The 26,397-nt window shown below is 47.6% G+C and carries 37 protein-coding genes; 8 read left to right on the top strand and 29 right to left on the bottom strand.

Translation table 11 applies throughout. From position 1 onward, the window contains the following. Positions 1–87: 87 nt before the first annotated feature. Positions 88–1,170: a linear amide C-N hydrolase gene (locus GY634_RS08790; protein WP_166408174.1), complete on the top strand. Its 1,083-nt coding sequence runs from the start codon at positions 88–90 to the stop codon at positions 1,168–1,170. An 89-nt stretch (positions 1,171–1,259) separates the two neighbouring features. Here GY634_RS08790 and GY634_RS08785 read toward each other — a convergent pair whose 3' ends face one another. Both GY634_RS08785 and GY634_RS08780 read right to left on the bottom strand, forming a co-directional pair. Beyond that, entirely contained in the window at positions 1,260–1,718 is a 459-nt protein-coding gene (locus GY634_RS08785) for a GNAT family N-acetyltransferase (RefSeq protein WP_166408173.1), read from the bottom strand. A 112-nt stretch (positions 1,719–1,830) separates the two neighbouring features. After that, positions 1,831–2,223, bottom strand: a complete 393-nt coding sequence (locus GY634_RS08780; RefSeq protein WP_166408172.1) for a tetratricopeptide repeat protein — start codon at positions 2,221–2,223, stop codon at positions 1,831–1,833. A gap of 252 nt (positions 2,224–2,475) precedes the next feature. On the opposite strand from GY634_RS08780, the gene GY634_RS08775 reads away from it, so the two are divergent. After that, complete coding sequence (locus GY634_RS08775) at positions 2,476–4,056, top strand: phytoene desaturase family protein (RefSeq protein ID WP_166408171.1); 1,581 nt, start codon at positions 2,476–2,478, stop codon at positions 4,054–4,056. A 67-nt stretch (positions 4,057–4,123) separates the two neighbouring features. On the opposite strand, the gene GY634_RS08770 is transcribed toward GY634_RS08775, so the two are convergent. Together GY634_RS08770 and GY634_RS08765 are read right to left on the bottom strand one after the other, a co-directional pair. Then, a complete protein-coding gene (locus tag GY634_RS08770; protein WP_166408170.1) occupies positions 4,124–4,633 on the bottom strand; it encodes a toxin-antitoxin system YwqK family antitoxin in 510 nt (169 codons plus the stop codon). Continuing rightward, complete coding sequence (locus GY634_RS08765) at positions 4,620–4,907, bottom strand: hypothetical protein (protein WP_166408169.1); 288 nt, start codon at positions 4,905–4,907, stop codon at positions 4,620–4,622. The genes GY634_RS08770 and GY634_RS08765 overlap by 14 nt, the downstream gene beginning before the upstream one ends. Before the next feature lie 617 nt (positions 4,908–5,524). On the opposite strand from GY634_RS08765, the gene GY634_RS08760 reads away from it, so the two are divergent. The 3 genes from GY634_RS08760 (at position 5,525) to GY634_RS08750 (ending at position 7,547) form a co-directional block, all read left to right on the top strand. Next, positions 5,525–5,932, top strand: a complete 408-nt coding sequence (locus tag GY634_RS08760) for a hypothetical protein (protein ID WP_207625557.1) — start codon at positions 5,525–5,527, stop codon at positions 5,930–5,932. 1,103 nt (positions 5,933–7,035) lie between these two features. Further along, the gene (locus GY634_RS08755; RefSeq protein WP_166408168.1) at positions 7,036–7,236 is read left to right on the top strand and encodes a hypothetical protein; all 201 of its coding nucleotides are present in this window, start codon (positions 7,036–7,038) and stop codon (positions 7,234–7,236) included. A gap of 98 nt (positions 7,237–7,334) precedes the next feature. Further along, positions 7,335–7,547, top strand: coding sequence for a cold-shock protein (locus GY634_RS08750; protein WP_166408167.1), 213 nt, complete (start codon positions 7,335–7,337; stop codon positions 7,545–7,547). Between the two features lie 664 nt (positions 7,548–8,211). On the opposite strand, the gene GY634_RS08745 is transcribed toward GY634_RS08750, so the two are convergent. The 9 genes from GY634_RS08745 to GY634_RS08710 form a co-directional block, all read right to left on the bottom strand. Continuing rightward, positions 8,212–8,361, bottom strand: coding sequence for a hypothetical protein (locus GY634_RS08745; RefSeq protein WP_166408166.1), 150 nt, complete (start codon positions 8,359–8,361; stop codon positions 8,212–8,214). A 14-nt stretch (positions 8,362–8,375) separates the two neighbouring features. Further along, positions 8,376–8,645: a hypothetical protein gene (locus GY634_RS08740; RefSeq protein WP_166408165.1), complete on the bottom strand. Its 270-nt coding sequence runs from the start codon at positions 8,643–8,645 to the stop codon at positions 8,376–8,378. Positions 8,646–9,104: 459 nt separating this feature from the next. Next, positions 9,105–10,181, bottom strand: coding sequence for a YkvI family membrane protein (locus tag GY634_RS08735; RefSeq protein WP_166408164.1), 1,077 nt, complete (start codon positions 10,179–10,181; stop codon positions 9,105–9,107). A gap of 263 nt (positions 10,182–10,444) precedes the next feature. Then, positions 10,445–11,245, bottom strand: a complete 801-nt coding sequence (locus tag GY634_RS08730) for an AadA family aminoglycoside 3''-O-nucleotidyltransferase (RefSeq protein ID WP_166408163.1) — start codon at positions 11,243–11,245, stop codon at positions 10,445–10,447. Positions 11,246–11,561: 316 nt separating this feature from the next. Further along, entirely contained in the window at positions 11,562–11,717 is a 156-nt protein-coding gene (locus GY634_RS08725) for a hypothetical protein (protein ID WP_166408162.1), read from the bottom strand. 718 nt (positions 11,718–12,435) lie between these two features. Beyond that, on the bottom strand, positions 12,436–12,714 hold the full coding sequence (locus tag GY634_RS17395; protein WP_341352822.1) for a tyrosine-type recombinase/integrase: 279 nt from the start codon (positions 12,712–12,714) through the stop codon (positions 12,436–12,438). A 244-nt stretch (positions 12,715–12,958) separates the two neighbouring features. Continuing rightward, positions 12,959–13,318 carry a phage integrase Arm DNA-binding domain-containing protein gene (locus GY634_RS17230; RefSeq protein WP_242683659.1) on the bottom strand — a complete coding sequence of 120 codons (360 nt, stop codon included), beginning with the start codon at positions 13,316–13,318 and terminating at the stop codon, positions 12,959–12,961. Next, a complete protein-coding gene (locus GY634_RS08715) occupies positions 13,318–13,584 on the bottom strand; it encodes a DUF4224 domain-containing protein (protein ID WP_166408161.1) in 267 nt (88 codons plus the stop codon). The genes GY634_RS17230 and GY634_RS08715 overlap by 1 nt, the downstream gene beginning before the upstream one ends. 23 nt (positions 13,585–13,607) lie before the next feature. Further along, positions 13,608–14,333, bottom strand: a complete 726-nt coding sequence (locus GY634_RS08710) for a DUF2786 domain-containing protein (RefSeq protein ID WP_166408160.1) — start codon at positions 14,331–14,333, stop codon at positions 13,608–13,610. Positions 14,334–14,516: 183 nt separating this feature from the next. On the opposite strand from GY634_RS08710, the gene GY634_RS08705 reads away from it, so the two are divergent. Then, positions 14,517–14,816 carry a hypothetical protein gene (locus tag GY634_RS08705; protein ID WP_166408159.1) on the top strand — a complete coding sequence of 100 codons (300 nt, stop codon included), beginning with the start codon at positions 14,517–14,519 and terminating at the stop codon, positions 14,814–14,816. A 170-nt stretch (positions 14,817–14,986) separates the two neighbouring features. Here GY634_RS08705 and GY634_RS08700 read toward each other — a convergent pair whose 3' ends face one another. From GY634_RS08700 to GY634_RS08685, 4 genes are all read right to left on the bottom strand, one after another. Next, complete coding sequence (locus GY634_RS08700) at positions 14,987–15,706, bottom strand: hypothetical protein (protein WP_166408158.1); 720 nt, start codon at positions 15,704–15,706, stop codon at positions 14,987–14,989. A 23-nt stretch (positions 15,707–15,729) separates the two neighbouring features. Continuing rightward, positions 15,730–16,128 (bottom strand): hypothetical protein, encoded by a 399-nt coding sequence (locus tag GY634_RS17145; protein WP_207625555.1) that lies wholly within the window; start codon positions 16,126–16,128, stop codon positions 15,730–15,732. Positions 16,129–17,211: 1,083 nt separating this feature from the next. Then, positions 17,212–17,376 (bottom strand): hypothetical protein, encoded by a 165-nt coding sequence (locus tag GY634_RS08690; protein WP_166408157.1) that lies wholly within the window; start codon positions 17,374–17,376, stop codon positions 17,212–17,214. 226 nt (positions 17,377–17,602) lie between these two features. After that, on the bottom strand, positions 17,603–18,610 hold the full coding sequence (locus tag GY634_RS08685; protein WP_166408156.1) for a recombination-associated protein RdgC: 1,008 nt from the start codon (positions 18,608–18,610) through the stop codon (positions 17,603–17,605). Between the two features lie 14 nt (positions 18,611–18,624). Here GY634_RS08685 and GY634_RS08680 point away from each other — a divergent pair, with 14 nt between their 5' ends. After that, on the top strand, positions 18,625–19,092 hold the full coding sequence (locus tag GY634_RS08680; protein WP_166408155.1) for a hypothetical protein: 468 nt from the start codon (positions 18,625–18,627) through the stop codon (positions 19,090–19,092). On the opposite strand, the gene GY634_RS08675 is transcribed toward GY634_RS08680, so the two are convergent. The 11 genes from GY634_RS08675 to GY634_RS08625 all read right to left on the bottom strand — a co-directional run bounded on the left by GY634_RS08675 (position 19,089) and on the right by GY634_RS08625 (position 25,262). Next, complete coding sequence (locus GY634_RS08675) at positions 19,089–19,538, bottom strand: single-stranded DNA-binding protein (RefSeq protein ID WP_166408154.1); 450 nt, start codon at positions 19,536–19,538, stop codon at positions 19,089–19,091. The genes GY634_RS08680 and GY634_RS08675 overlap by 4 nt on opposite strands. Continuing rightward, complete coding sequence (locus tag GY634_RS08670) at positions 19,538–20,176, bottom strand: lambda exonuclease family protein (RefSeq protein ID WP_166408153.1); 639 nt, start codon at positions 20,174–20,176, stop codon at positions 19,538–19,540. The genes GY634_RS08675 and GY634_RS08670 overlap by 1 nt, the downstream gene beginning before the upstream one ends. After that, positions 20,173–20,922, bottom strand: coding sequence for an ERF family protein (locus GY634_RS08665; RefSeq protein WP_166408152.1), 750 nt, complete (start codon positions 20,920–20,922; stop codon positions 20,173–20,175). The genes GY634_RS08670 and GY634_RS08665 overlap by 4 nt, the downstream gene beginning before the upstream one ends. Before the next feature lie 7 nt (positions 20,923–20,929). Then, the gene (locus GY634_RS08660) at positions 20,930–22,003 is read right to left on the bottom strand and encodes a coiled-coil domain-containing protein (RefSeq protein ID WP_166408151.1); all 1,074 of its coding nucleotides are present in this window, start codon (positions 22,001–22,003) and stop codon (positions 20,930–20,932) included. Positions 22,004–22,185: 182 nt separating this feature from the next. Next, complete coding sequence (locus tag GY634_RS08655; protein ID WP_166408150.1) at positions 22,186–22,524, bottom strand: hypothetical protein; 339 nt, start codon at positions 22,522–22,524, stop codon at positions 22,186–22,188. Beyond that, entirely contained in the window at positions 22,517–22,888 is a 372-nt protein-coding gene (locus GY634_RS08650; RefSeq protein ID WP_166408149.1) for a hypothetical protein, read from the bottom strand. The genes GY634_RS08655 and GY634_RS08650 overlap by 8 nt, the downstream gene beginning before the upstream one ends. A 9-nt stretch (positions 22,889–22,897) precedes the next feature. After that, positions 22,898–23,296, bottom strand: a complete 399-nt coding sequence (locus tag GY634_RS08645) for a hypothetical protein (RefSeq protein ID WP_166408148.1) — start codon at positions 23,294–23,296, stop codon at positions 22,898–22,900. Beyond that, positions 23,283–23,576 carry a hypothetical protein gene (locus GY634_RS08640; RefSeq protein WP_166408147.1) on the bottom strand — a complete coding sequence of 98 codons (294 nt, stop codon included), beginning with the start codon at positions 23,574–23,576 and terminating at the stop codon, positions 23,283–23,285. Before GY634_RS08640 ends, GY634_RS08645 begins: the two co-directional genes overlap by 14 nt. An 819-nt stretch (positions 23,577–24,395) precedes the next feature. After that, a complete protein-coding gene (locus GY634_RS08635) occupies positions 24,396–24,632 on the bottom strand; it encodes a hypothetical protein (RefSeq protein ID WP_166408146.1) in 237 nt (78 codons plus the stop codon). After that, the gene (locus GY634_RS08630; protein ID WP_166408145.1) at positions 24,629–24,979 is read right to left on the bottom strand and encodes a hypothetical protein; all 351 of its coding nucleotides are present in this window, start codon (positions 24,977–24,979) and stop codon (positions 24,629–24,631) included. Before GY634_RS08630 ends, GY634_RS08635 begins: the two co-directional genes overlap by 4 nt. Beyond that, on the bottom strand, positions 24,969–25,262 hold the full coding sequence (locus tag GY634_RS08625; protein ID WP_166408144.1) for a hypothetical protein: 294 nt from the start codon (positions 25,260–25,262) through the stop codon (positions 24,969–24,971). The genes GY634_RS08630 and GY634_RS08625 overlap by 11 nt, the downstream gene beginning before the upstream one ends. A 244-nt stretch (positions 25,263–25,506) precedes the next feature. Here GY634_RS08625 and GY634_RS08620 point away from each other — a divergent pair, with 244 nt between their 5' ends. Beyond that, on the top strand, positions 25,507–25,860 hold the full coding sequence (locus GY634_RS08620) for a hypothetical protein (protein WP_166408143.1): 354 nt from the start codon (positions 25,507–25,509) through the stop codon (positions 25,858–25,860). Positions 25,861–26,164: 304 nt separating this feature from the next. Here GY634_RS08620 and GY634_RS08615 read toward each other — a convergent pair. Then, positions 26,165–26,397, bottom strand: a 233-nt coding sequence (locus GY634_RS08615; protein ID WP_166407858.1) for an IS3 family transposase, incomplete at its 5' end; no start/stop codon positions are given.

Here is a 26,397-nt window from a genome sequence, read left to right as displayed (position 1 = left end):
TATGCTCATGACAACGCAACGCACACTAAAAAGCGTTGTGTTTTGTTTAGTGCTATCCCAATTTCTTAGGCTATTTGGACTCTAACTATGTGCACCTCTTTACTCTATTTTGATCAGCAAGCAGCTCCCTATGCAGGGCGCACGTTAGAGCTTCCTTTTGATATGCCTTATATCGTGGTGTATCAACCCAAGGGTACAGCGTTTTCATCGCAAGCCAATCAACATGCAGCCTTGTCTTTTACGGCTAAGTTTGGTTTTTTATCCGTTAGTATTCCTAATGGCTCAGTGGATGATCTTAAAACCGTAGAGGGTATTAATAGCCAGGGTTTAACCTTTAGTTTATTGGCGTTTGCTACCACTAAAGGTCCTGACGATACGCTGGATAACAGTACAGCCGTATTGGCGGCCATTGATTTAGGCAATTGGGTGCTATCGCAGTTTGAGTCGGTGGCTGACGTTAAAAAAGCATTGGCAAATCAGCCTGTGTTGACGACAGCCATTGAACAAATGGGCGGTGCTGAAACACCGTTTCATTACACAGTACACGATGCCACGGGTGCGTCAATTGTGATTGAGTATGCGCACGGCAAACAGCAAGTCTATGACAACCCAGTAGGTGTAATGACTAATGGCCCTGACTTTCCATGGCACCTAACAAATCTCAGTAATTACACCTTCTTGTCTAATATTGATCAGTCCAGCTTGACCTTAAATGGGCAAACCTTTCAGCAGCCTGATTCAGGTATAGCAACGGCTGCTTTGCCATCGTCCAATACGGCTGTAGGGCGTTTTGTACGTGCAGTGTATTACGCGCACTTTAGTGAAAAAGCTAAAGACGCCAACACGGCAGTGACAACGCTGGCACATATCATGAACAATTTTGATAGACCGCGTGGCATTACGATTGACCCGCAAAGTGCGAACAAAGGCGCCGATGCCATGGCACCTGATGTAATGGGTTTTGCAGGATACAGTTCTGAGTACACCACCTGGACATCGCTTACTGATTTACGTCAGGGCCGTATGTATTTACGAACCTACGATCAACTGAACTACGTGCAGTTTGATTTGCCTACGCTTTTGCAATCTAGCCAACGCATGTTGTTGCCTTTAGCGAAGTTTCAGTCGAGTAGCTTGGATGGCACTGCCTTGCTGCAGAAAACGGCATAAACGCATAATCTAGCAACAGCGTCTAGGCTTCTAGCAAACCCGCTTCCTACAAGGGCTGCGGGTTTTGTTTTTTTATGATGCTGTTGTGCTTAGAGTTCTAACATGTAGCCTCTGTAGTTGGCACTAAATCCTAACTGCACATAAAAGCGGTGACTATCAGGCCGTTTTTTATCAAAGGTGAGTTGTGCAAAGCGGCAGTTTCTGGCTTTGCACTTGGCTATTGCCCACGTGATCATGCTTTCTAGTAGGCTATTACCGCGTATGGTACGTGCTACCCGAATGCTGTTGATTTCACCGCGCCACGCGCCTTGGTAAGACAGGCCGGGGATAAAAGAAATCTGTAGCGTGCCGCAAATAGTGCCATCAATTTCTACAACGGCCAGAAAGTGGTTGGGGTCAGCATCTAACGCGTGAAAAGCGTGCAGATAGCTAGTAGGCAGGGGCCATCGAGAGTCTTCCCGTTCTTGGCCCAAGACGTCATCGGCAAGGATGGCGACAATTGCTTCTACGTCTGATTCTTGTGCGCGACGAAAAATAGGTTCAGACATATATTCAATCTCCTGTGGGTAAAAGGGACTGCTCTATGTTTTAACGAATGCTTTGTTTTTTGGTGACAAGGTACAACACAGAAAGTGTGAAGGCAATACGGTTTGTATAGCGTTAAGGCAGCTTAATTTTGCTATACATGGTGCAGCCCTCGGATAGCCCAGCCGCACACGACTTACCAAACCATCGTAAGGCTTCGGCATCATTTTGCGGCACGCCTTGGCCTCGATAATGCAGCACACCTAATTGAAATTGAGCAAGCGCTTCGTTTTGTAGCGCGGCGCGCTCCAGCCACTTATGCGCTTCAGCATAATTTTGTGGTACAGAGTCCCCTTCTATATACAGCACACCCAAGGCCGACTGCGCAAAACTTTCCCCTTGTTCAGCCAATTGACGCATTTGTTCTACTTGTTCTGGCGAATACGAGCTAGCTTGTGCCAACGCTACGCTAGTAAAGGCATGGAGTATTAGGCCGGTGATAAAAACAGGAAGGCTCTTTTTAAACATAGCTTATTTGGGAAATGGGTGTAGAGATAGTGTTCACATTATAAGCAATAGATAAACCTGTGTTTGGTGATGGGTGTGGAAGAGGATATAGAAACAGCATATTGATGTACTCGTGTATGTATCGTCTTTACTGGGCGTGTAGAGAGATTACAGCCCAGAAAAAATAATGTGGTTGTCTTGAATTGCCCTCTGCAAAACAAATTTCAGTTGTAGAATAAACTATAAAATAGTTTAGAACTAAAGGAGTTGGCAATGGGAGCAGAGACAACAGCAGACGTCATTGTGATTGGGGCGGGGCACAATGGTTTGGCCGCGGCAGTAGAGCTGGCCAGTAAAGGTTGGAAAGTGCGAGTGATAGAGGCCAAAAGCTCAGCGGGCGGTGCGGTCAGTACGCAAGAACTCACGTTGCCTGGTTTTAAGCACGACGTGTGTGCAATGAATTTGTCGTCTTTTGCGGGTTCAGCGTTTTATCAGCGCCATAAAGCGGCATTGGAACGCCATGGCTTAGCCTTTGTGCCAGCACAGCACTGTTTTGCGAGTATCTTTAGGGATCACAGCTACCTAGGCGTTAGTACGGATGTAGAAACTACCGTAGCGCGCATACGTAGTGTGTCGGAAAAAGACGCCATCGCATGGCAGGCTATGCTGGAAGACTTTCAGCGTAAAGCCCCGCACTTATTTTCTGTACTTGGCAGCCCCATGCCATCTACCGCGTTGGCAAAAAGTGTATGGCGTAGTTGGCGCGAATTGGGTAAAGATGGCGTGGCCGAGTTGTTGCAGTTGTTATTGGCCACACCGCGCGACTTCTTAGATCGGCATTTTGAAAGCGACTCGCTTAAAGCCATGATGGCAGCGTGGGGGCTGCATGTGGATTTCACGCCAGATACAGCGGGCGGTGCGTTATTTCCGTATTTGGAGTCTATGGCTAACCAAGCCTTTGGCATGGTGATAGGACAAGGTGGTGCTGACACCATTATTCATGCCATGGTGGGGGTGCTGCAGGAGCTAGGTGGAGAGCTGCTGCTGAATGCGCCAGTCAAAAGCATAGAGCAAGATAAGGGGCGCGCCAGTAGCGTGGTGTTGGAAGACGGTCGACGTTTTACAGCGGCTAAAGCGGTGATTGCTAACCTTAATCCACAGTTGGTGTTTGGGCGTTTAGTAGCTGCTCCAGCCGTACCTACTGCGTATCAGAAAAAAGTGGATGCCTTTCGTCCCGGTTTAGGCACGATGATGATTCATTTGGCCTTAGATGAGTTGCCAGACTGGAAGGCAGGGCCAGAGCTACAGGCTTTCTCTTACGTGCATTTGGCACCCGATTTGGCCATGATGAGTAAAGTCTACGCTGAAGCCGCCGCGGGTTTGTTACCGGCAGAGCCCGTGTTAGTGGTAGGGCAGGGAACTGCGTTGGACCCATCGCGTGCGCCCGCTGGCAAACATACCTTATGGGTACAGGTTCGCGTGTTGCCTGCATTGATAAAAGGGGATGCTTTAGCGACGATTCCCGCCGCAGAGTGGTCAGAGGTGAAGGAGGCTTATGCTGAGCGGGTGATAGATGTGTTAGCGCATTACGCACCAGGTGTTCGTAGTAAGATTTTGGCGATGCATGTGATGTCCCCGCAAGACTTAGAACACTTTAATGCCAACTTGATTGGGGGTGATAATCTGTCCGGTAGCCACCATTTGGATCAGAACTTCTTTTTTCGCCCAGTGGCAGGGTATTCCAAATACAAAACGCCGGTTAAAGGTTTGTATTTATGCGGTGCGTCGACGTGGCCCGGTGCGGGAACAGGGGCTGGCTCGGGGTATATGCTGGCAAACCTATTGGCAAAGTAAGTTTGAACACAAAAGGCCCGTCACTGCAGACGGGCCTTGTGGTTAAGGGTTATGCCATTTTGAGGGTTTAAAACGGCATGGCTTTGCCATTTCTAATGGCGCCGCGTTTTAGCGTTTCACCATCATCACTGATTTCCTCGACTAAGCCTTCCACATGGCCGTTTTTAACAGAGGCGCGCTTAGCGACGTAGTTGCTGTCGGAGTTGTGGTAGATTAAAAAAGACCCATCTGGAACGCCATTCACCACATAGAGCTCATAGTCTAGATTGCCATTAGGGTGGTAGCTTTTGACCACTCCGTTTGCTTTGCAATTGGTAATGGGGATAGCCAGTTTAGGCTTGCCATTTTCGTAGTAGGTGTGCAGCATGTTGTCAAAGCACCCGTTCACTATCCATGTGTGCTGTTTAAGTGTGCCATCGTCGTAATAGGCCACGAACTCTTGGTCTTCTACATCGCTAAGCTCTTCCATATCGAAATCAGGAAAAGGGCCTAAATACGTCTGTATTTGTTGATTAGGCGTAGAGCAAGCCGCCAGCAGACTAAGGCATAGCAAATAAAAAACGTTACGTAATGGCATAAGCCTCTTCCAGTGTTGAATCAAAAGTGCTGCTAAAGTGGTTAGAGTTGGTAGATGCCATCCACTTCGTCCACCCACCGCCGCTCCTCACATAGTTACCGATATTTTCAACCGCCACAAATACCAACCGTGTGTCGGAGTCTGCCTCTATCTCGGCTAATACACTGGGTTCCAAGAGTTTTTTAATACTTCTGCTATCACCAGAATAAAAGGCGGTAATGTAGGCCATGGCAACGGCATCGGGCGAGCTTTGGCCCGGCGGTTGTGTAAGCATAAACGCTAAATCGTCAGACTCTAGGGAACTTAGTTGTAGTGGCTAAGTCAGTAAGAAGGTGGGGTGAGTATACGGCATGCGAATCGAGTGTTGAGGATGCTGCATTATCCTGCAAAGAGGCATTTACGGTCTGTGCTTTTGCATCTCAATATGTGATTCTCATAGGCACTTACCCAGCTTGTTGTGTACTTGTTAGGCATATGGCCCTACACTGGGGAAACACAGCAAGAGCACGAGCAAAATAGAGATTGATGTCGCTGGTGTAGTGCAGTGGGGAGTGATGCTGACACTAAAACAGCGAATTTTGATTATTTTTCGTTACTTGAGTAGTTTTTTGTTTCAAAAGAAAAACAAATAGTACATAATGACCGGACATGTTTTTTCATTCTTGAGAAAGAAATGAAATTTAGGCGCCACCACTCTTTGAGTTTGGTGGCGTTTTTTTATGTGCGCGTGGGTAGGGCTAAGCCGAGTTATTTACTAGTTGTTGCAATGAATAGTGGAAATTGCGGACATAAACAACAGGTAATTCTGTACATTGGCGTAACGCTTGCTTTTGTTAATGTCGTGGCGCGCAGCGCGCTGTATGCTACTGAACTCACTATTTAGGGGGAAAAATGAAAAAACGCATCCTATTAATGGCGTTGCCCACTGTATTATTGGTTTCGGGCTGCGGTAGTACTAATGGTGATAGTTCTTTATTAAGTGCTTTAAATCAGTTCGCTACCTTATTAGAGGGTACAACGCCCTTTATTCAAGAGTCGGAGTCGTGGGAGCAGTACAGTATTGAGAAAACTGCTCAAGGGGTAACGTACTCCACAGCAAACGCCACAGAGACGCAGTTTGTGACCAGAAAAATAGATGCTGAATATGCAGCAGCAGTGGATCGTTTATCGCGTCCATTTGCGACCAATGATAATGCGAAAAGAGAATTAGATGCCGCAAACCAAGGCTACCATTTTAAATACAATCAGATTATGGTGGTTAAAGAGAAAAAACAGCTAAAACTATTGGTTATTGTGTGAACTATGATGTAAATCGTTGGGAGAATGGTAAACCCACTCCGTTGGATACCGCCGGCAATATTCAGCAGGGGTTCATCTATGTAGCCACCGATAAGCCGGTGTCTGCAGCCACAGCAGGGCACACCTTTATTCAGCGCATGTGTGGAAGCAGTTTCTATACTAAATATAAAAACCCTAACGACTAAATAGAAATCGTTTCGGGGTTAAAGTACCAGCCAGATTGAGAGTTCAACTGGCTGGTATTTTATTGTGGGGAGGCTGAGTAGGCATCTATTGCCACGGCTGTTTTGCAATGAAACTCTCTACGTGATTTAGAAGATATATCCGTTATCATATTCTTCTTGAATCGTACGCGTGAACTTATGTTTTTAATTGGTCTGCCTCCGTAGTTGGTTTGTGCTAGTTCTGCGCGCTCAAGGTTGTACCGAGCTAGCGCTGAAAGAGAGGGGGCTAGAGTTTCGTGTTGACGTTTCACAGTCGTCTCCATCTGCTCCCGCCGAAATCTGCGTAGTGGCTTCGGGCTTGAGCGCTGGGGCGAAGATATAACGAGCTATTTAGAAGGAAGTAGCCTATCCTGTGTTAATGACTCCGCATCTTTGCTTGGGTCACCATTGACCAATGGAGGTCGAAATGGACAAACGAGGTAAAGCTCCAAAGAAGCCGAAGGCTAGACAATCTGAGCACGCTTCAAATCAGGCAGACTGGCAAGATCAACCTTCCAATGAAGGCCTTAAAAGAGAAAGTGCTGCTTATAATCGCAAACCAGTGAACCGAGGTTCAGGACGCGGTAGATAACACATCATAAAGAGGGTTTTGTACCCTTTCATAAGTCAGTTGCGGCGTTGCTGATTCAATCCATTGATGGAAATTCTAGTGCCAATTAGAGATGGCAGTTGGAGTATGAGTGACTCTAGGACTAACCGCATTGTGTGCTGACGCCTTAGGGAGAGATGTATGAGCAAGAAAGCGAAAAGTAACAAGCAAAGCTATTTGTGCCAGAAAACAAGAGCGGTGGCGAGTCAACTGAAAGAGAAGACCCAAGGCTATGTTTTACAGGGCTCTAGAGAGCATAGTGAGAAAATCATTGGAAAGAGTAGCTCGACATGGCACTAAATGAACAGGAAGCAGCGGCTTTTGTTGAAGAGCTATTAGTAGCCTTTGCTAATAGTGGATCCTTGAAAATCTTAGGCCCAACAACAGGTATTACAGGTGGGGCAGATCAAACAAATATTAAGCGTGGAGAGTATGACGCGAAGTATTTGTCCTCGTTGTTTAGGGTATTAGTGGCAGAATTGCAAAAATGACATAGGTAGCATAGAAACAATTTGCACGATCCAATCTGAACGGCTCTATCTCATGTTGAAGTAGAGAAATTTTTATCTCTGCCTGTTTAGGAAATATAGTGAAAACAGAAATTGGTATTGTGAAGTGGTTTGATAATTCACGGGGCTTTGGTTTTATTGCACCTGAAGATGGTAGCAAAGATCTTTTTGTGCATCACAGCGAAATTCAAAGCGATGAATCTCATAAAAAACTCAAAGAAAAGCAACGTGTATCTTTTGTGCTAGGCCAAGGTCAAAAGGGCCCATGTGCAACGCGAGTTCAAGTTCTTTAACCTGATCTTTGCATAACAAAGCAAGGATAGTAAGTTTTATGCCGGTCACCTTAAAAAAGTGCCGGTTTTTTTATGTCTGACTGATCTAGTAAGCTATTGTGTTGATGACGCGGCTCATACTTAAGGCTTTTGTTCAGAATGCAAAAAAGCCCTCATAATGGGGCTTTGGTGTTATAGGGCACTACTTAGTAGGGTAGCCCTGGAAACCTATTTTTTAGGTTGCGAGCAAAGTTTCGACGAATTTCGGTTAGTCTTCTAGCGCTTGCCTGTTCTTCCTGCTGTTTAGCAGTTGGTTTGGGTTCAAGCAAAGGGGAAACGTGCAGGGGGCTTAGGCCGCCCTGATTCAGTTTTTGGTAAATCATTAAGATCTCCAACGCTTCTTCATATTGATCATTGAGAGCGGTTGGGAGCGGGTGCTGCCAATAGCGTAGCGTAGAAAAAAGTGAACGCGTAGTAAAGGTTATGGGCGAGCGAATGTGCTGGCCTTTTTTATGATTGTTGTAGTTGTGTGTTAACGCATCTAACCATTATGGGGCTTAGGGGTGGCAAAGTATACCTATATTTTGTAACAGTCTTGTCAAGGGAACTACTGGGGGTACTGTTGTGGTGTTGCCTAGTTCATGCCCGCACCAGGCGGGCAGAAGCGTGCTTTTGGATAGACAGACTACTTATTTGTCTTTCCTTGGTTGCTGTTACCTTCTTTTCTCTGAACATTAAATGCTTCAGTTTTTTTCACAAAAGGGGAGGAAGGAGGAGTCTGAGGTTCTGGTTTCTTCTCAGGTGTTTGCGCGGGTTTTTTGTTTAAGTCGGTCATGATGTGTATCCAGTTTATTTGAATAGCGGGGGCAGAATAAAACCCTGCAATATCGATTTTGCTTTTGTCACAAAAGCATTTTTTGGGGTGAGTTCAGGCTCTTTGTCACCAATCGGTGGTTCCAGTGATGGAGGAGGCTGATCTGCATCATTGATCCGTTCTATTTCTGTAGGACGTTTATCACGAGGATCTGTTGCGTCGGGATCAGAGGTGGAGGTGAGGAGCTGTGCAGGAAAGTCTGGGATTTTTGTTTGCCTTCCTGTGCTTTGGAGACTACGTGTCATACGGTACTCCTGAATATACTGACGCAGTAAGTTTCAGAAAATCTGATATTTAGCGGCAGTACGTGCTTTAGGGGTGAACCTGAAAGCACAACCTTATACTAGGCTTCTTTCGAGAATTCGCAGCATCTTATTTTGTAACACATTATTTTTTTCAAGATTGATGAAGTAAATGAATTTTAGGTATTTTTGTGTGGTTTTTAGATGAGTTATTGCATTTTTGGTGCTGGTGATGGCTCTGAGGGCAGTACAGGAGTCACCCAGCCTAGGTTGAAATGGGGAGCTGAGCATTTTTTCGGTAACAAAATACGACAATAGCCCCAAGTGCCTGGTACCTGATGGGTTTCGAAGCATCTTACAGACGAAAACATGGCCTGCATTTCTGCAAGCCATATGCCTCGTCTCCACTGCGTAGCAAGTTTTATGTGTTGGATAGCTGTTATTGGTTTCTTGCCTAATAGTTTATTGTGTAACGCTCTTGCTTCTAAGGCTACGCAAACGGAACCAAGCAATCAGAATCCAAGCCATTAACACGAAACCAAAATAGCCAAAAAATGGATAGACCGTGCCGACTAAATTGATGAAACCAACCTTGGCACCAATCAAGCCTAGACCGCCTGCAATGGCTGTACCAATGTTGAACTTCAGGGTGTTGGGTGTAAAAATGCGAGCCGAGAACGAATACAGAACACCCACAGAGGTGGTCAGAATCATGGCAAAAATCACTACTGATATCAGCGTTCCTAATAAGGTGGATTGTTCAGTAGCCAACATCAACATAGGCAGGGCAGCAGAGCCAATAGTATCAATACGCCCGAACACGCTGGTGCTAATCAATACAATTAATATGCCCAGCAGCAATCCACCCACCAGACCGCCTAGCAACGCATTGCGTCGCGACGTGGCTTGAGAGCAAGCAATCATCAAAAATGGTGCGCCTACCACCATGTTGTACGACACATAAAGTAAAGCCGCGACTAGCCAGTTTCCTGCACCTTGGGGTTTGGTATTGGCAATAACATCTAGCTCATCTAAAGGCAGAGTACGAGTATTCCAGCTGTAAACGCACAGAATAATCATCATCAGTACTAGCAACGGTGTGACGCTTCCAATAAAAGCCAAGACTCGGTTAACACGTAAAAAAACGATTAGCACCGTGACCAACATCACTGCAATGCTGCCGTATTCCGCAGGAATTCCCCATTGCTGTTCCATCAACGAGCCACCGCCCGCAAACATCACTACGGCAATGGCATACATGAAGAAAGTGATCATGATGTCCGCGACTATCCCTAGTCGTGGACCGCAAATAAGGTACAGCCCTTCTTTAAAAGAATGCGATACCGATACTTGGCTTAACTCTCCCACCGCCATGCCCAGCACAGCAAAACACAGCCCGCTGACCACGCCCCCTAGAAGCCCCCAATAGCCAAAACTACTGAAAAACTGCAATACCTCTTGCCCTGATGCAAAACCGGCGCCTACCACGACCCCCACAAAAGCCATCGCTATGCTCAGGATGTTTTTACTATTCGACATGCATTTTTTCTCCGAGGAGCTAGGATTACTATCCTATGTTTTAAGGTTTTGGAAGAGTGAGTTAATCACTATTAGAAATAAGTAACCCGTAAGGATACCAACGCCAGTGGTTGAATGCCATAGAGGCCTAGGGAAATCACGGAAAGTCTGGGCTTAGTACTTTCTAATAGAGCATCTTACGAACAAGCACGAGAAAAAATGCAAGACAGTACCAATAGGGAGCATTGTTACTGCATCGTCCTGCGCAAAACAGCCTAGAGAATTTAGTTCTCTGTTTCGCTACGGAGTTTTGTCCTCACGCTTGAACGGATGTGGTTAAGTAGCTCCATGCGTTCTTGAGGATAGCTTGATAGGTCTATGGCATTCAGTCCAAGATACCCATCACGTGCTGCTACAACAATATGTTTGGTTGATATAGGCAAATAGGGAATCGCCCAATTTGCAGCGGCCTCCTTAGAGGCAATGTCTCCAGTCATTGCTGTGTACCAGATACGAACCAAGGCGAGGACTATGTTTCTTTCATCACCCTCCCAATCTGCCTCTGTATTCCAAAGTGCCAACGTTTCTAGTAGTGCTCTTTGCACATCACTGACGGGCACCTCTTCAAAGAACTCATGAGCGGGAGGCCCGTAGAGAGCTATGCTATGTAGCCGAACCTTTGTGAGTAGGATGGCTAAATCATGGTCCAACATTGCAGGTTCAACAATGCCAGCGTTGATATCATCACGTAACCACTCACCGAATTGCATTTGTCTCTTCGTGGGATACCGCCAAGGCACGATGTCTTCACGATCTAGAACCGTCACTTCCAACGCTCGACGTTGGGGGTGAGTGCCGGGGAAAGCAGAGACTGCTAGCAGGGATGTCATCAATGCATTTCTAGTTGAGTCATCTAAAGGGGCTGACACAGTAACCAACAGATCTATATCACTTAATGGCTTTAGCCCACCATCCACTGCGGAGCCAAACAAGTGAATTGCTTGAATGGTTTTGAGGTGTTGCTCTAGAACGGACTGTGCTTGGAGGACTTGGTGTGAAATGGATTCAGGTAAGTGGGTGGCCATACTGAGTGGCTCCTGCCTTGATTAGAGATGACATTGCAGGCTACATAGTATGCCACTGCGTTGCGCTAGGCTGTCTTGGTCTTTGTCAGTGATGTAGCTCTCGATGGTGCGGCGCTTATCCTCGATGTAGTCAATGATGCGAATCTCGGATGCAAGGCGCTTGGATTGAGAAGCTGCAAGCAAATGGCGCACTAGATCAGCGCTGAGTAGCAACCGGAGAAAACCATGCAACCACAGGCCACCAGCGCCCCTGCCTCGACATGCGCTGGTTTATCAGCAACCAAGTCGGCAGAAGAATACTGGTGGCGAACTGCTCTTATCGGTGACGCTTTCCTGGATTTTTCTTGTGGTGGGTATGCGGGCCACGCTCCCTGCTCACATTTGCGGATTTTGTGGAAATGGACATGCCCTTGGGCAGGGCGGGACGCGGAGTGCGCTTGCGGTCAGCTTCAGTAACGATTTTGGTACTCATGGGAATCTCCCTAGTTTGTAGGTTGCTAAAGCCTGCCATTGTGACACATCCGCTTGAACGCTGGTAGCCCATCAAGAAAGAGCGCGGCCCGTTAAAAACCACATCAACCCTAATGGCGTAATCCTACAGCCCCTGAAGACTGAGCGTAAAGAGCAATGGCGTTGTGGTGGCTGCGGCATCTTCTTAAACGAACAAGCGTTTTGGGGCGGCTCATGCCCTCGATGCGGGGAGATTAGGCGGATAGGAGACGTTGGAAATGGTGCAAAGGTATGCGCATTTGGCCCATCACGCAAGTTCGGTCACATTTTGGGCACAGCAAGCCGGAAAAGAAAAAGAGCAACCGTGCAGGGTTGCTATAATGTCTTGATATTGCTTAGGTTTATGGTGGGCCCAGCTGGACTTGAACCAGCGACCAACGGATTATGAGTCCGAGCAAATAGCTCATTGAATCAAAATATTAGGCTGTTTTTTGCTCCGCATGGCATAGCATGTTTGCTTACTTAACTCATTGATTTTTAAGATGGTGAATTCTATTTGCGGAGCGCTATTTTGTCGGTTCCACCTTGTCGCCGCGCCTGTTTCGGACATAGTGTTCTGTCATTGTTACCGAAGTATGGCCTAGCTGCTTTTGGGCTTGCCTGATGTCGCCGGCGAGGTCGGTCTTATCAGTCCCAGCCTTGGCCCGTAGGTCACGTAATTGGAATGCATCCTTTGGGATTCACGCGGCGTTTCTTACTCTATCAAATCGGCTTCTTAGAGCGTCGCTGCTGAGGGCTTGGCCGGACTCGTTAACGAGCAGCTTTTGGCTTAAAGCGCCAATATTAGACTTCCGTAGCAGCATCCTATCAATGACTTCTTTTAAGTCTCCTTGGATACTGATCCTCAGGCGTTTCCCAGTTTTGCCCTGAGTGATTTCGATTTCATTATTTCTGATATCTGTCTCAGAGATAGATAAAGTATCAGCAGGGCGTTGGCCGGTAAGGTAGATTAGATCCATCGCATCTCTAAGCGGTTGATCTGCCACTTGGTAAACAGCAAGGTAAGTATCGTCCTCGCTCTCTGCTTTTCCTAACACCGAGAGATGGGTTAGGAGCAGAGGTCATGTCGATTTCCCGTGCATAGTTAAAGATGTGGCTGAAGAGGGCAAGTTCTCTGTTTGCCCTAACGCCACCCGCATCTACAGGGGGCGACTTGTCCTGTGATTTGTACCAGTTCCTTGCCTTCTCTACCCTCCAGGTCCGTTACTGACGAACATGGATTGGCTCAATAACATCTAGCATGGCAGGTGGATCGTCAAAAAACTCATAAAGGTTATCTAGCTCTTTGAGGTTATCACGCTGTGTTCTAACGGATTTTGTAGGCAATATCTCGTGAATGTAGCGTAGTGCAGCGTCCCTGAAGGTCATACTGGGTGCCAAGACTGTTGCGTCAGCTTCTAAGCCAGCCCATTTTTGAACAGCCTCTACGTAGTCAGATCCTAGTGGGATTTCTTTTCTGGGTTTACCGCCAGTGTCGTAATAATAGTAAATTCGCCCCGACCTCTGCTTACGCTTCCGCATACGGGGCGGCAAGTTAAGATTTTTCGTCGGGGTTCTACCCATTACGATCTCCCTTGTATAACTTTAGGCTGCCAGGCTGCTGTTTTCTTTTCCTGATGGCTGTTAGGTGGTTTATATCCACCCTCGATAACTGTGCGTGCAATGATAGGGCGGCCACGGGCATTTTCAAAAAAGGGAATACCTTCACTGCGGAGCCAGTTAACTTGAAGCTGCTCGCGTGTAAATGGTTTGCCGTGAACCCTCTTGCCCGTAAGTATTCCAGTGAGCTCGGCCACCTCTTCGGGCGTTAAGAATGTAGTCCTTTCCATACTGTATCCAATAAAAACCCGGCTTATGCCGGGTGTGTAGTTGCGTCTGTAGTAACCCGTGCATTGGGGGCCGCGGTACCAACACCGATGTTGATGTTTTGGGCTTTGCCTGCAAGGTAGCCTGCGGCTGTGGCTAGACGGTCTTGATGCTTACGATTAGTGTCCCGTCGTTTCCTTTCTGGGATGTCTTGAGTTAGATGGTTTGCTGCCTCTACATCGGCCCTGTGCTGGTCTTGCTCTTCAGGGCTCATGCCGTTAAATATTCTGCTAACAGTCGTAATTACGCCGCCGGCAAAGGCCTCATGGAAGCTATTGCGTGTAGTGGAATTTAAGGGGATGGAATGCTGCTTCAGGAGTTTCTTGTGATTATCCCAGGCGGTGGCTAGGCCTCTGGTGATTACATCGCTGATGTAGAGTGCGATTTCTACCATAGGCTTTTTACCGTAGAAGGTTATGACTAGCTTTTGATCTCGGTTGGTATGGTAGGTAGTCTGGCAGCCAAAAATATATCCAATAGCTACGTAGAGGCTTGTCTTCCACTTGGCACGGTCTTTTGTGGCTGTTTCAAAGTCGCCACTTCCAAACTCTGCTTCGCCCAATTCCATGTGAGTGATGGCGTATTTTTCCATCATGGCGTCGGCGCGTTTACGCGCAATAGCCGATTCGTGTTCGTTGCTAGACCCGGCTAGGGCCAATAATTTACGGATACGCTCAACGTAAAGAGAGCGGTTTTTTTCGTTCTCTGTCATATTATTTCCAGTAAAAACCCCGCAGTTGCGGGGCGTTAGACTGTGTCTGTGTCTGCGGGTTTAGGTTTGTGATTTTCTTTTTGTTACGTTTTGCGTGGTGAATTTAAAATTCTGCTATGTAGACTGTTCATACGCTGATGAAATAATCATAATTTAAGAGACTTTTTGCGTTGGGAGGACATCATGGGTGAGAGCGAGTTTGTTAGATACGAAATAAGCCCAGCTCGAATCATATTTGCCTTTCAGGCAGCAGAAAATCAAAGGGTTACAGCGCAAGTGTCGCTTTACGCACTAGAGAGACTGGTTGGGAGAGAATTGCGCAATGCTGATATGTGTATAGAGGCTTATGCGTTGCACAAAGAAGCTATCCATTCTGTTGTCTTAGACAGGCGTGGCACTAGCGATAGTGAACTTATTACAGTGACACTACCTGATGTTCTGAAAAACAAACTAACGACTAATGAGACCTCCTTAGATGCATAGTGAGTTTCAGTTTTAAATCACTCAAACTTCAGGCGGATGCACAGGGCAAGGCCATCGCAGTGAGCCGTTGCCGGAGCCCGGGCAAGTGCAATCCGTAAATTGATCGCTGACAACTCGTGCGACTACGGCAGATCGCCACTGCTTGCGATATTGCGCCGCCTTGGCTTCCGCTACTTGCTAGAGCGGTATTCCTCATCCCACGATGAAGGTGCCTCCGCTAACCAATCGGCTAGAGTTTTGCTATCGTGCGGTGTGCCTGTTGCCTGTACAGCAGTGGGATCGGTTGATGCCTGATGAGTAGCGGGGGCGATGGGTGAGTTTTCTCCCTGCATTGCAGCGGCCATAGCATCGCCCATTTCGGCGTAATTGGTTGTATCCCAGATAGCGCCTATACCACCGCATTCTCTACACCCAACACCCAAGGTGCACTTCATCACTTGGCTATATGGACCGGTAGGGGCCCCATCATAGCTTTCATGACAGCCAGAGCAGGTAACCCAGCAGCCATTACCCTCTGCCAATATGTCGGCCACCACTCCTAGCTCAATGGGGGTGGCAGGGGTAGGGCTACTAACCTTTTCCAGCCAAGCCGTATATGCTTCAAGGTCGGTTGGTGCGCCGTACTGTAGGAAATTATCGGTTTTAAGTTTGCCAAGCTCTATGCGGTCTTGTTCCCGTTTTTCGTTGGTCACAAAATCATAGTGACGAGCAGCTGCATCAAGGACGGTGGATGCCTTTATGCCGACACCAAAACGAACGCATCCAATAGCCATGGGTCGATCAATCTTAGCGTGGGAGCGCTCAGCCAACTCTTTAGACAGCATGTCCATATCATCTGCATGCTGCTGTAGTGTGAGCTTGTGATGCTCTATCAGAGCTTCTTTGCTCATGTTTTCGTATGCTAGTATCTGTGTCATATCATTCCTAAATCTTGCTCGGCGATGGAGCAGAGAAAATCACATTCAGGTGCGATTGCTTGTGTTGTGGGGTAGTCCGCAGGGATTTCATCTATGAAAATTCGTGTGCCATCAATCCTCGCCAGCCTTGCGCCTAGCTCACGACTTAATGTGGCCATACGCTCAAATTCGGCGGGGAATTGATCTCTAACAAGTGCCCAATAAGCTGGTGATGTCGCCGTACCGCAAGGGATGCAGTTAGCGTTTGGAAACCCCATTGCGTACACGCGGGGGAGTTGAATGCCTGCCGATTGAATGAGGCTGAAACAAGCTGCTTTTGTTATCCCGCGATCAATCAAAGGCGTTTCTATATGCAAATCCGGCCAGTTATCACGTAATGCGTTAGCTCTCTGCACATCGCTGGAGTCTGCTGTATAGCCAAAAATAGGGATGTCATCTGGCAGTTGAAACGCTAGCCTAGGTGCGACCTTTAACTCACCAGTGCATGGCGCACCTGAAATGCCTGCAATGTACTTGCGCTTTTCCCAGACCTCTCAAGTGTCTTTGTATTCAGGGTTTGAGAGTCTAGTTATTGGAGCGTTAAACCACGGCTCACAATCACGCATGAACCTAGCGTTATCTATGTCTTCGCTACCAGTTTCACAGTACGCGATAACGTCGGGGTTAGTGAGTTTGGTTGCAACTGCGCTGGCAGCACCGCAGCTAAACCATGAAATTCGGCGGGCCATGTAAATAGCTCCTATGCGATGGGCGCAAAAAGAAACGCACTAAGCGTTATGCTTGGTGAGTCTATGGGGGATGTTATTTTTTGTAGCAACCTGAACCTTAAGTTTCGGTGTTTTGATTGCTAGGATATTGATGTAGAAATATTGGTGCTTTATCTACATTAATAGAGCTGGTTGTGCTTGTATCAAACTCGTGAAATCGGTAGAAAGAGAGTGCTATGCGTGCTGAGTATATAGAGGAGCCATCTGGTGTGCTTTTTTCTTTTTTAAGGGGTGAGGATAAGGCGTTAGGTTGGGTTTCAAAAAGCATTTTAGAGTCTTACGCTAAAGAAGCGCTCACACCGGAGGGGTGTGTGGGCGTGTACCATTCGTATAAGACAATAATTCAACAGGAGGTTTTGAGTAACACCGTGGAATAAGTGAGAGATAATCAATATAAAAGGAGCGGCATTTTTATGCCGCTTTTTCGTGCTTTAGACAAGTGGAGGTTGATATTTTTCATTTGGGCATCCATAGGTAATTACTCTAATCTGTATCGACAAAACGATACAAGGTAACGTATTGTAATAAGTGTATCTAATGTGTGTGGGTAGAGACATCAACAAGGAGGAGAAATGTTTTGTTTTCCTGTTTGGGTGGTTAGCTGGTTCAGGCTAGCTGTGTTCTACTTTTTTGTGGTGCTTCTCTATTTTCTGTGCTTATGGATTGTGGAGTATGCAAAGGTCAGGCTCAAGAGCAGAGAAGATGATTAAATTATCGGATAACCTTGTCATCCAAGTTGCGTTTAAAGCGGACGGTAGAGCTTAGTAGGGCAGGCGCTTTCCCACCGTATGCTGTTTGTCCCTGTTCAGCGCGTTGTAGATTGTAGTGCTCAAGAGATGATAGGGCAGGGGTAACAGCTTTCTCGGTTCGTTTCATAGTCGCTTCCATCCACCCTCACCAAATCTCATACCAATAGGCGAGACTTCGGTTCCGAGTGCGATTTTTCCTGTTGAGTGATAGCAGTATGTTTTGCAGCGGCTGAGCATTTTGTATGTGTGGCCTCCATCTACTGCTGTTAGGGTAAAAAATTGCCCCGGTTCAATATGCTGAATGCGGGGCTTAGGCTTGTATCCAGCGGATGTTGTTTTCTTTTCGGGTTCGCTCATACGCCACCACGCAATACAACTTCATTGAAATAGGCTAGCCAACCGACAGCAGCCAAACAAATGACTACTGCCAGAATGGACCAGCCTGCACACTTCTTACAACACACGCTTTTCACCTCCCAATGCATGGCATGGAGTAGGTCAGCAAACATGCGACTAAGCTCAAGAGTGATGAGCGACATATCGGAGTTGAATAGCTCGTCCTCGTCGCCGGAAATAGACGTTTTTTGCTCTTTGATAACGTCTAGCAGGATGATGCGTTTCAGCTCTAGGCTATCGGTCAGAACAAAGCTAATACAGTCGTCCCAAGTGAGTGCCAGGCGTGTGCATTGCTTACCTGCTTGAATGTGTCGACCGAGTTCTTCAGGCTCTGCGCTGTGACGCACGTACTTCACTAGTGCGCGGCTTTCGGTAGTGGAACGTAGTTCGGTGTCTTGGTCGATGCTGAAGTTTGCAGGAGCCTCATCCTCTAGCAGCCACGAAGTCATGGCCCCACCAGGTGAAAGCTCGGTGTAAAGCGGCAGCACAGGGAAGGGGTTAATGGTCTTTGCCAGCAAGCCCATAACTTCGTCGCCAGTAGAGGCAGCTGCTGCATCAACACATAGCCAGCGATTTATCGGATCAATCCAGACTTGGGTGTCACGGGCAACACTAAAGGCGCGAGGCATCAGCTCAGTGATTACTTGCTCTTTGACTTCTTGCATCTGCTTGCGACCGGGTTTGTAACCCTGTTCCTCGGCGATTTCAGCAGCCTTGGTGCGTGCTACTTGGTTAATCACGGTGCCTGGCAGCAACTTCTTTTCGCTGCGTATACACAGTAAGATTTGCTCGTTGTTTTGGTAGACTAGGCCGTGTCCAGCGCGTGGCTCAGTCCAGCCGAGTGAGAGAGGGTCTTGGCTGGTACCGGGGTGGAAGTGGTGCTGTTCAAGCAGTTCTGAGAGTTGGGCAGCATCGAGCGCCCACGATGGATCTAAACGGTAGATCCGTAGGTTTTTAATTTGCATAGGATTAATAGCTGATGAATGATGGGCTTAATAAAGCTGGATGGACACAGACACCTGAAGCATCGCTCACGCCAAGGTTTATGCTTGCATTCACTTCTCTAGAGCACAGCGTTCTGGCGTATCCGCATTTAAGGATGGACGATAGGTATCGAGTATCGTGGGATAAAGTTACGAGGGAGCTGGAGAGAAGAGGGCTAAATGGCCTTCCAATTGAGTTTCACGACCTCTGCTTCAATGGACAACAAGTCATTAACTCTGATGGCAATGCTTCGCACAGCGAAAAAGCTATGGAAGCAACTCTTTCCACTGCGATTGAGAGTATGAGGGTTATGAGAAACAATTTAATGCGTAGCCCAAAAGGCAATATCAAGAGCGCTCAAAACAACCAACTGCTTTGCATAGGGCTTGGATTGATGGTTTTTATAGATAGTGAAAAGATTGTGGAGAAGCTCTCAGTAGTCGCAGATCCTGCTCAGGACTAGAATGGAATATCGTCATCCATATCAGCCAGATTATCGACAGGAGCTTGGTATGGGTTGGCGGCTGGTTGTTGGCGAGGCGGTTGATACGTTTGCGTAGGCGCAGGTGCTTGCGACTGACCGCTATTGTTGGGGCTGGAAGCAAACTCTAGCGCACTGATACGGCCGACGATCTTGTGACCTATTGTTTGATCTCTAGACTGGTACGTTTCGATATGAGCGTCATCGAGCGTCACCAGAATCATCGTGCCTTTAGTCAAGTGTGGAGCTAAGTTTTCAGCACGTTTACCCCATAGCGAGCCATCCACCCATTGGGTAGGGCGCTTGCCATCTTGCCCACGCTGACCATAACTAAAAGCCAGTGAAAGGCTGGCTACAGCATCACCGTTTTGGGTATAACGAACCACGGCATCACGCCCGACGCGGGCTAATCCTATGAGTTGTGCCATTATGCGGCTTCCTTTAGTGCGAGTTGTAGGGACTTCTGATGGTGGGTGACGGTACGCTCGAACTCAACTAGATCAGCTTCAAGCTCTTCGATAGCATCCTCGTTACGCTCAATTCGGATGATTTTCATTTTCTGTAGGTCGTGCGCCCATAGAACAAGATCAATCCATTTTCGGCCAAGCAGCCAGAGCGCACCATTGCACTGGTCGAGGTAGTTGGATACGTCCCCATCAACGAACGCGGTGAATAGGGTGTCGCTGTTAACCATGGTTTTGATTTCGATAAGGCCATCGTCACCAACCAGACCATCCACGCTTACACCAAAGAGGCGATCCACAGTGGTAATGAAGCCAGCTTCTTCTACAATGTGACCCGTCTTGCGCTCGTAGAGCATTCGCGCATAAGGTTCCTGTTCGGTACCGAGGCGCATGGCGCTGTTAGAGAATGCTTGCAAAGGTTCGCCGCCTTCGCGTTCACGCGCCACGTCTTTCGCATAATCAATGCTTTTCTTGGCCGGTGTACCGCTTTTTAGCTTTTCACGGCAGTCACGGAATCGGCTGCCGGTAATTACGCCTTTACGTGCTTCTAGCCATTCTGGTGTGCCTTGTTCGGCAGTATGAATAATCAAACCTTCAATCATGATTGCTCCTGTGTGAGTATTTTTTTCTGGTCGGTAACTGCCTTTTTGAAGGCGTTGTAATCGGCAAGGTTGTTGGTCGCGTAGATGATGTTGCCGCCTTTGCTCCAGATAGCTTCAAGCTGCTCCAGTGTTTCGGCTTGTGCCACTTTGCTGATCCAGTCGTCGCGTAAGTCTGTATTGCTGGGTGTGTTGCCATCTGTGTCGTCATCCTGCTCAGATAGGCCGGTGATGGCTTTCAGCGTGTAGCGCTCAAGGTAAGACTTGGCGCTTGCTCTGGCTTGAATAGCGTTCTTCGCGCCACCAACATCGGGTGGACCGCCCATGCTTACGCTTTCTTCGTGGCCACCTACGTGACGCAGGTAGCAGGTGACCTCTAACCAGTCCTTATCGTCTTTCGTTAGCTTCCACGACGATGACAGTCCGTGTTTAGACAGGGCAGGGGTTACAGCATTTACCCAGTCGTGCAGCTTGGCGTAGGACTTGCCGCGCAGCGGGCCGTCTTTTACATCCTCACTTTTAATGATCCTGATGCTTTCAGCCTTGAAGGCCGCGAACGCTACGTCATAAGCTTTCTTCGCCTGCTCCTTATCCCAGCGTTCCTGTAGATCCATCATCCTTTCGATTTGATCTAGGCTTGCGCCTTGCTGCATGGCTGCCATCATCATTCCCATAGGAGAGTTGGCGGGAGCGCTTTCAGGAACCGCGGCAAGTTGTGCCTGCGGTGCTTCAATAATGTCTGTGCTCATAATTTCCTCAATAATGAATAGCGACCGCAGGAATGACGCCCTTAGCAATCAAGATGACTGCCTGTTTAGCGCATTTTTCAGGTAGCCCGTTTTCGATGAAAGCAGCTAATGCGGCGTTGTTGGTGCTGGCTTTATGGGCTTTATCAGCCTCGCGGCGGCGCTGTTCTGCTTCTGCTGCGGCCTGCGCGTCAGCTTGGCGTTTTATTTCAGCCTGTCGTGCAGCCTCAGCAGCATCTTTAGCGCGTTGCTCTGCTGCCTGTCTTTCTGCTTCAGCATGGGCTTCTGCTTGTTTCTGGCGTTCGATGGCCTCGGCTTTTTCGCGTTCGGCTCGTTCTGCGGCGGCCTTAGCATCGGCTTCGCGCTTAGCTGCTGCGTCACGATCAGCCTGTGTCTTAGCTTCGGCATCTGCACGGGCTTTATCTGCCGCCTCCTGAGCGATACGGGCATCACGATCTTTCTGCTCTTGCTCGGCCTGTTTGCAGCGTAGTTCTGCGAGTTCCGCTTGTTCGGCTTCGTACTGCTGCCGTGTTGTGAGTGTCTGGCTTAAAGCAGCTACCGCTTTATCTTTTGCTCTGGCTGCCTCTGTTTCAAACTCTTCCCATTTTTCGCTGATCTCAACGGCTTGGGCTGATGCAAGTAAAACTGATAGCGACTCAGCGGTGCGACCATCAAGATTAGCGGCTAGGGTCTGGATAGCCTCTATAGCTTCGCGATGGCTTTGAACGCGCTGCGTTTCAGCTTCCCCCCACTCAGTAAGTAGTTTGCGAATCTCAGCCTGTAGCGCATCAAAGCGTTCTTTGCTTTGGCGTCGAGCAGCATCAATCAGCTTCGGTATTTCTTTGTACTTCGCAGCCAAATCAGCGCCGACCTTTTCTACTGCCTGTTTACTACGAGCAATTTTGTACGCGGCACTAGCGCAGGCATCGCGGTCTTTTTTCTTGCTCATGTCGTACACGACGCCAGAGACCTTTTGCTTCACTTCATCAAAAAGGCGGTCTAGGCCGCCTGGTGTAGTGAATGCTTCCAGCGCGGAGGCTGGGTCGGGTAGGGTGACTAATTCAGTCGTTTGGTTTGCTTGCATGTCTTTCCCTTAATACTTGATCGTTTATGTCTTGGGCTCGTAGAGCGGCGTAATCGCGCTCATAGTGCGTTTCAGTCAAATACTGATTGTCTGTAGGCTCTGGCTCAGGGGCTGCTGGCATTAGACCGGCAGCCAGAAAAGCGAGGATGGCAGCGGGTGTGTGCCATCATTTGATGGGGTATCTATCGGCATCCATACGCCACCTCGTCTAGCCGTTGCTGCGTCATCTGACCTACCGTGCAAGCCGCTGCGTCGCCTATAGATTTCTCCGTTTCTTCGCGTAGCCTGATGCGCGCCCCATCATCAAACAAGGCCGTTAGCAAAGTGGCATCAAGGTTTGGCACATTCTTGTAAAGGTCGTGCATCACCTGATCGGCGATTTCTTCTGCTGGTACGCTTTTGGCTGGGTCTAAGTGATTCCAAGCCATAAAAACGGCCGGGGTATTCCCGGCCACCAGTGCATCTAAGATTCGCTCGCGTAGACCGTCTATGGTCTTACGCTCTTTCTGTGATTCAGTCATCAGGCTCTCCCTCGTCTTCGCCCATAGCAGCACGAATCTTGGCTGCGCAATCAGCGTAGTTTCGACGCTTCTTCTCGTTTGGCGTGTTGAAGCACACCGCCTCTACATATGAAAGTGCTGTTTCGCATGCCTGTAGTAGCCGGTCACGCTCTGCGAGTAGGCTGCTGACGAGGTCAGGGCTTGCTAGCGCAATGACCCGCATATCCGTTTCTGACAGCGGAACCATTTCCATATCGAACTCGCCCACCATTTCCTGAAAGAGCGGCGCCCCTTCTGGAAACCATGGAGTAATTCCGTTGAAGTGCTTAGCCTCGGCAGAGATCGAGGCCAGAGCATTGCGCAGGTCTTTGTATTTGTCAGGCACTGAATGCTCCTAGTTATAGAGAGCCGCGAAACTCGCTAACTCTGAAATCTCATGCTCTGCGGCTACTTGCTTAGCTGCTGCGGCTTTATTTTCAAGATATGCAGCATGCTTAGTGATTTCCGCTTCAAACTTGGCAAAGTCTTGTTTAATGGCATCTACCCACGGCCCTTGGTGAATCCAGCCTCTACCAAAACCATTGGAGTGGTATCTACCACTAAACCACTCTGTGCTTTCAAATACATGAAGCTCTTTGTCGCCGTCTACCACGTAGATTTTTATATGCTGCCCAGTGTCGTGGAGGTGAAAGCAGTAACGATGGCGGCCCTCTGTAAAACCTAGCGTGTAGCAGCCTTTATGCTGGCGCAGTCTGTGTTGATCTAAGCAGCGCATGATCTCAAACCAGTTCATTAGATGCTCCCACCAATTTTTGGACGGTTTCCGCTCTTTGATGTGCGGGGTTTGAGATGTGTTTGGTCATCTCGCGTTTAGTTTCTACAACCCACTTATGCGCATCTGCCAATCCTTTTGGGGATGTGAGGAAGTGCTTTTCTTGGCGCGTGGATGCACAACTCACGTTAACTTCAATCTTTGAGCCGCTAAACATATAAAGACATGCTCTTATTTCACTGCTGTAAAGATCAATCTCAGCCAGCAGTTTTCGCCAGCGCTCACCGTAATTTTTGTTCATAGTGGATTCCTAGTGCGCCTCAGCGCTGGATAGTAAATAGCCAGCACCGTGCGGAGCCGCTGTAATAGTGGCTCTGGCTGTGCTGTTAAGGGAGTGTCCCCAGCGTTATCAACAGATCGTGGGGATAAATGTTTGAAGCATAAAAAGTGCGCGCTATACTTGCCAAAGTTTCTTGGAGTAACCAGCGATGAAAAAACTACTAATTTGCTTACTTGCTTTTGGATTAACGGCCTGTGCGGTGTATACGCCGAGAGGTTCCGTTGTGGTCGATCCTGATGGGAACTTACAGCAAAGACACTGTCCACCAGGTCAGGCCAAGAAAGGCAATTGTTAATTCGATGCGTTTGACTGGGTTTGAACCTGCAGGCGGTGTGTAGAAGAACAATGCTCTATCCGTTGAGCTAAAGAAGTTGAGGAGTACTAGCTCAGTACAATTGATTTGGTGGCCTCATTTATGAGGGCATCATGTGGCAAGGTGTTTTTTTAATTCCCTCGAGTTTAACGGAATTATGGCTGGAGTGAGATGCGTGAATCGAACCAGCCGATCTTAGATCATGTAGCAGGTGTTTGGCTCTGAGCTAGAGTGTCATTTTGATTTTTCAGGATGTAGCCGTTTACATAGGCATTAGAGAATGCAAACATAATAATCAAGATACTTAGGAGAACTAGAACCCTGTGTATAGCCATAGCAAACTCCACTATATGATTAAGACTAAAGTACTAAGAGAGTAGTGTTTAGTGCATGGCATTTACTGTCAATTAAGGTAAAACCCGCTCTAGCAGTTTTGAAAAATATTACGTAATTAGTTGCATGGCTAGTTACTGCTTGGCTTTTAGGGCGTTTACATACATGCGATCTAATATGCCTGCCGCCTTTTTTAGCGCCTCCCGCACGCGCTCGGCTGCGTAAGTTTCCATCTGAGCGGGACTGTAGAGTGGCATAGTTGAACAGACTAGCGCTTCCATTTCGCTTATTTTGTGTTGAAACACTAACCCGGCACCAAGGTTCCCATCACGCGAATAACCGAATGGCTCAGGTTTCTTAACGTTGCTCATGGCTTTGTCTCCATTGCGGCGTCTATTGCATCGCGTATTGCCATATCCATGCTTTCGTGGTCGCTTGGAAAATCAACGCGATCACCATCAACAAATAAAACTACGGTTCCAGCGTCACGCTCTAGTTCTATGCGAATGTCGCAATCGAGTGGCAGCTTCTCACACGCCAATTCTATGGCTTTGCATACCTCGGCTTCTTTGCGCAGCTGCTGTATCTCAGGGGATTGCAGTAAGGCTTGCCCAGCCATCTGGATAAGATCGGTCACGCTTGCTGCTCCATCATCGTCTTGCCACTGCTTCTTAATGCGCTGTACTTCTTCTTTGCTAAAAACAGTCTTATTGTTCATTACCAGGCTCCTTGGATTTAGGTAGAGGGAAGCCCTCTAAGTTCTGCAGGCTTTTTCGTATACCTTCTTGAACTTCTTTGTTATTTAGGTTGAGATGGAAGTCGCCGTGCTCATCAAAATAGAATTTGCAGTCCGAGTTATTGCCACCGTCTTTTTGCTTATCAAGCCAAGCCTGCATGTCATCTAGTGAGCAGAAGCGTATTGTTGAGTCGCTGTTTATGAAGCGCTGCAGCTGCATGATAAAGTAGCTAAGAAAAGCACCACGGTAACCAGCGTCCACCATGCGCTGCCGTGGCTGACATAGGCGCAGAGCAGTAGCAGGCCGAAGGTGGCAAGGTCAGAAATAACGCTTCGCACCAATGATTCTTTGTAGACAATTGCTACTGGTTTCTTAGTTGAGGCAGGGGTGTTAATGAGTACACAAAAACGAGTAAAACATTTGTGCTGGTTGAGTTCGATTGCGTGTACAATCCGCAGGTTCGTTACGCAGTGTTAATTAATGTGACTGTTTTTAGGTGGCTAAAAAGATGCTCAAACACCTTCCTGGCGTAGCTCTCGCAGGCTCCTTACTCTTGAGTGTGATAAATGTTATCGCTAGTGTTTTTGGGCTGGGAGCAGCTTTAAGCTGGGCTACAGGAGTAGAGTTTTGGTTTGGTATCACCATACCTTTAGCTATGATAGGAATAGGTTTTTTTATCTATTCCTGGGTTAACTCCCTGATGAGCAATTTCGCTGGCATGGCTATTTACTTTGTGAATATTGCTTTAGCACCCTTTGGCTATGAGTTTTTCGGCTTACCCTATTTTCTAGGATTTATTTTTGCGTTAGCACCCCTCCCATTTTATTTGGGACTTAGTGTGATATCAGAGAAGCTAGACTAAGCTGACAAGACAATACGCTTAGCTTTATGAGGGTTGTAAAAAAATTGCTGAAGTACTGTTTGATGAATAACGTATAGAATAAACACCAAAAAGAAAAATGAAGAATCTGGTACTGTTGATAATTTCCCTGAGCATTACACTTAGCATACTAACTGTCTGTTTTTTATACAGCTTTAATAAATGCGGCTGGGGAATGCTTGCGTATGAGTACCCCTTGATAGCTGCTCTCACGGGAGAGTGCGCGCAGCAGCAAAGACAACTGCATTCAGAGCAACAATAACTTTGCTCTGAATCGACCAGACTTTTATAGATACTTCGTTGCCTCAGAAAAATATTGCTGTTCGTAGTGTACAGGTGAAAGATTCGCGGCATGACTATGTCGGCGAACCGGATTGTAGAACATCTCGATATAGTCGAAGATATCCTGACGAGCTAAGTTTCTTGTGTTGTAGATTTTACGTTTGATACGTTCTCGTTTCAGTAACTGGAAGAAGCTTTCGGCCACAGCATTGTCGTGGCAATTTCCTCGTCTGCTCA

The sequence above is a fragment of the Paenalcaligenes suwonensis genome, assembly GCF_011290505.1.
Classification (GTDB): Bacteria; Pseudomonadota; Gammaproteobacteria; order Burkholderiales; family Burkholderiaceae_B; genus Paenalcaligenes; species Paenalcaligenes suwonensis.
The sequence above is the reverse complement of the archived record's forward strand: the minus strand, read 5'-3'. Positions and strand labels throughout refer to the sequence as shown.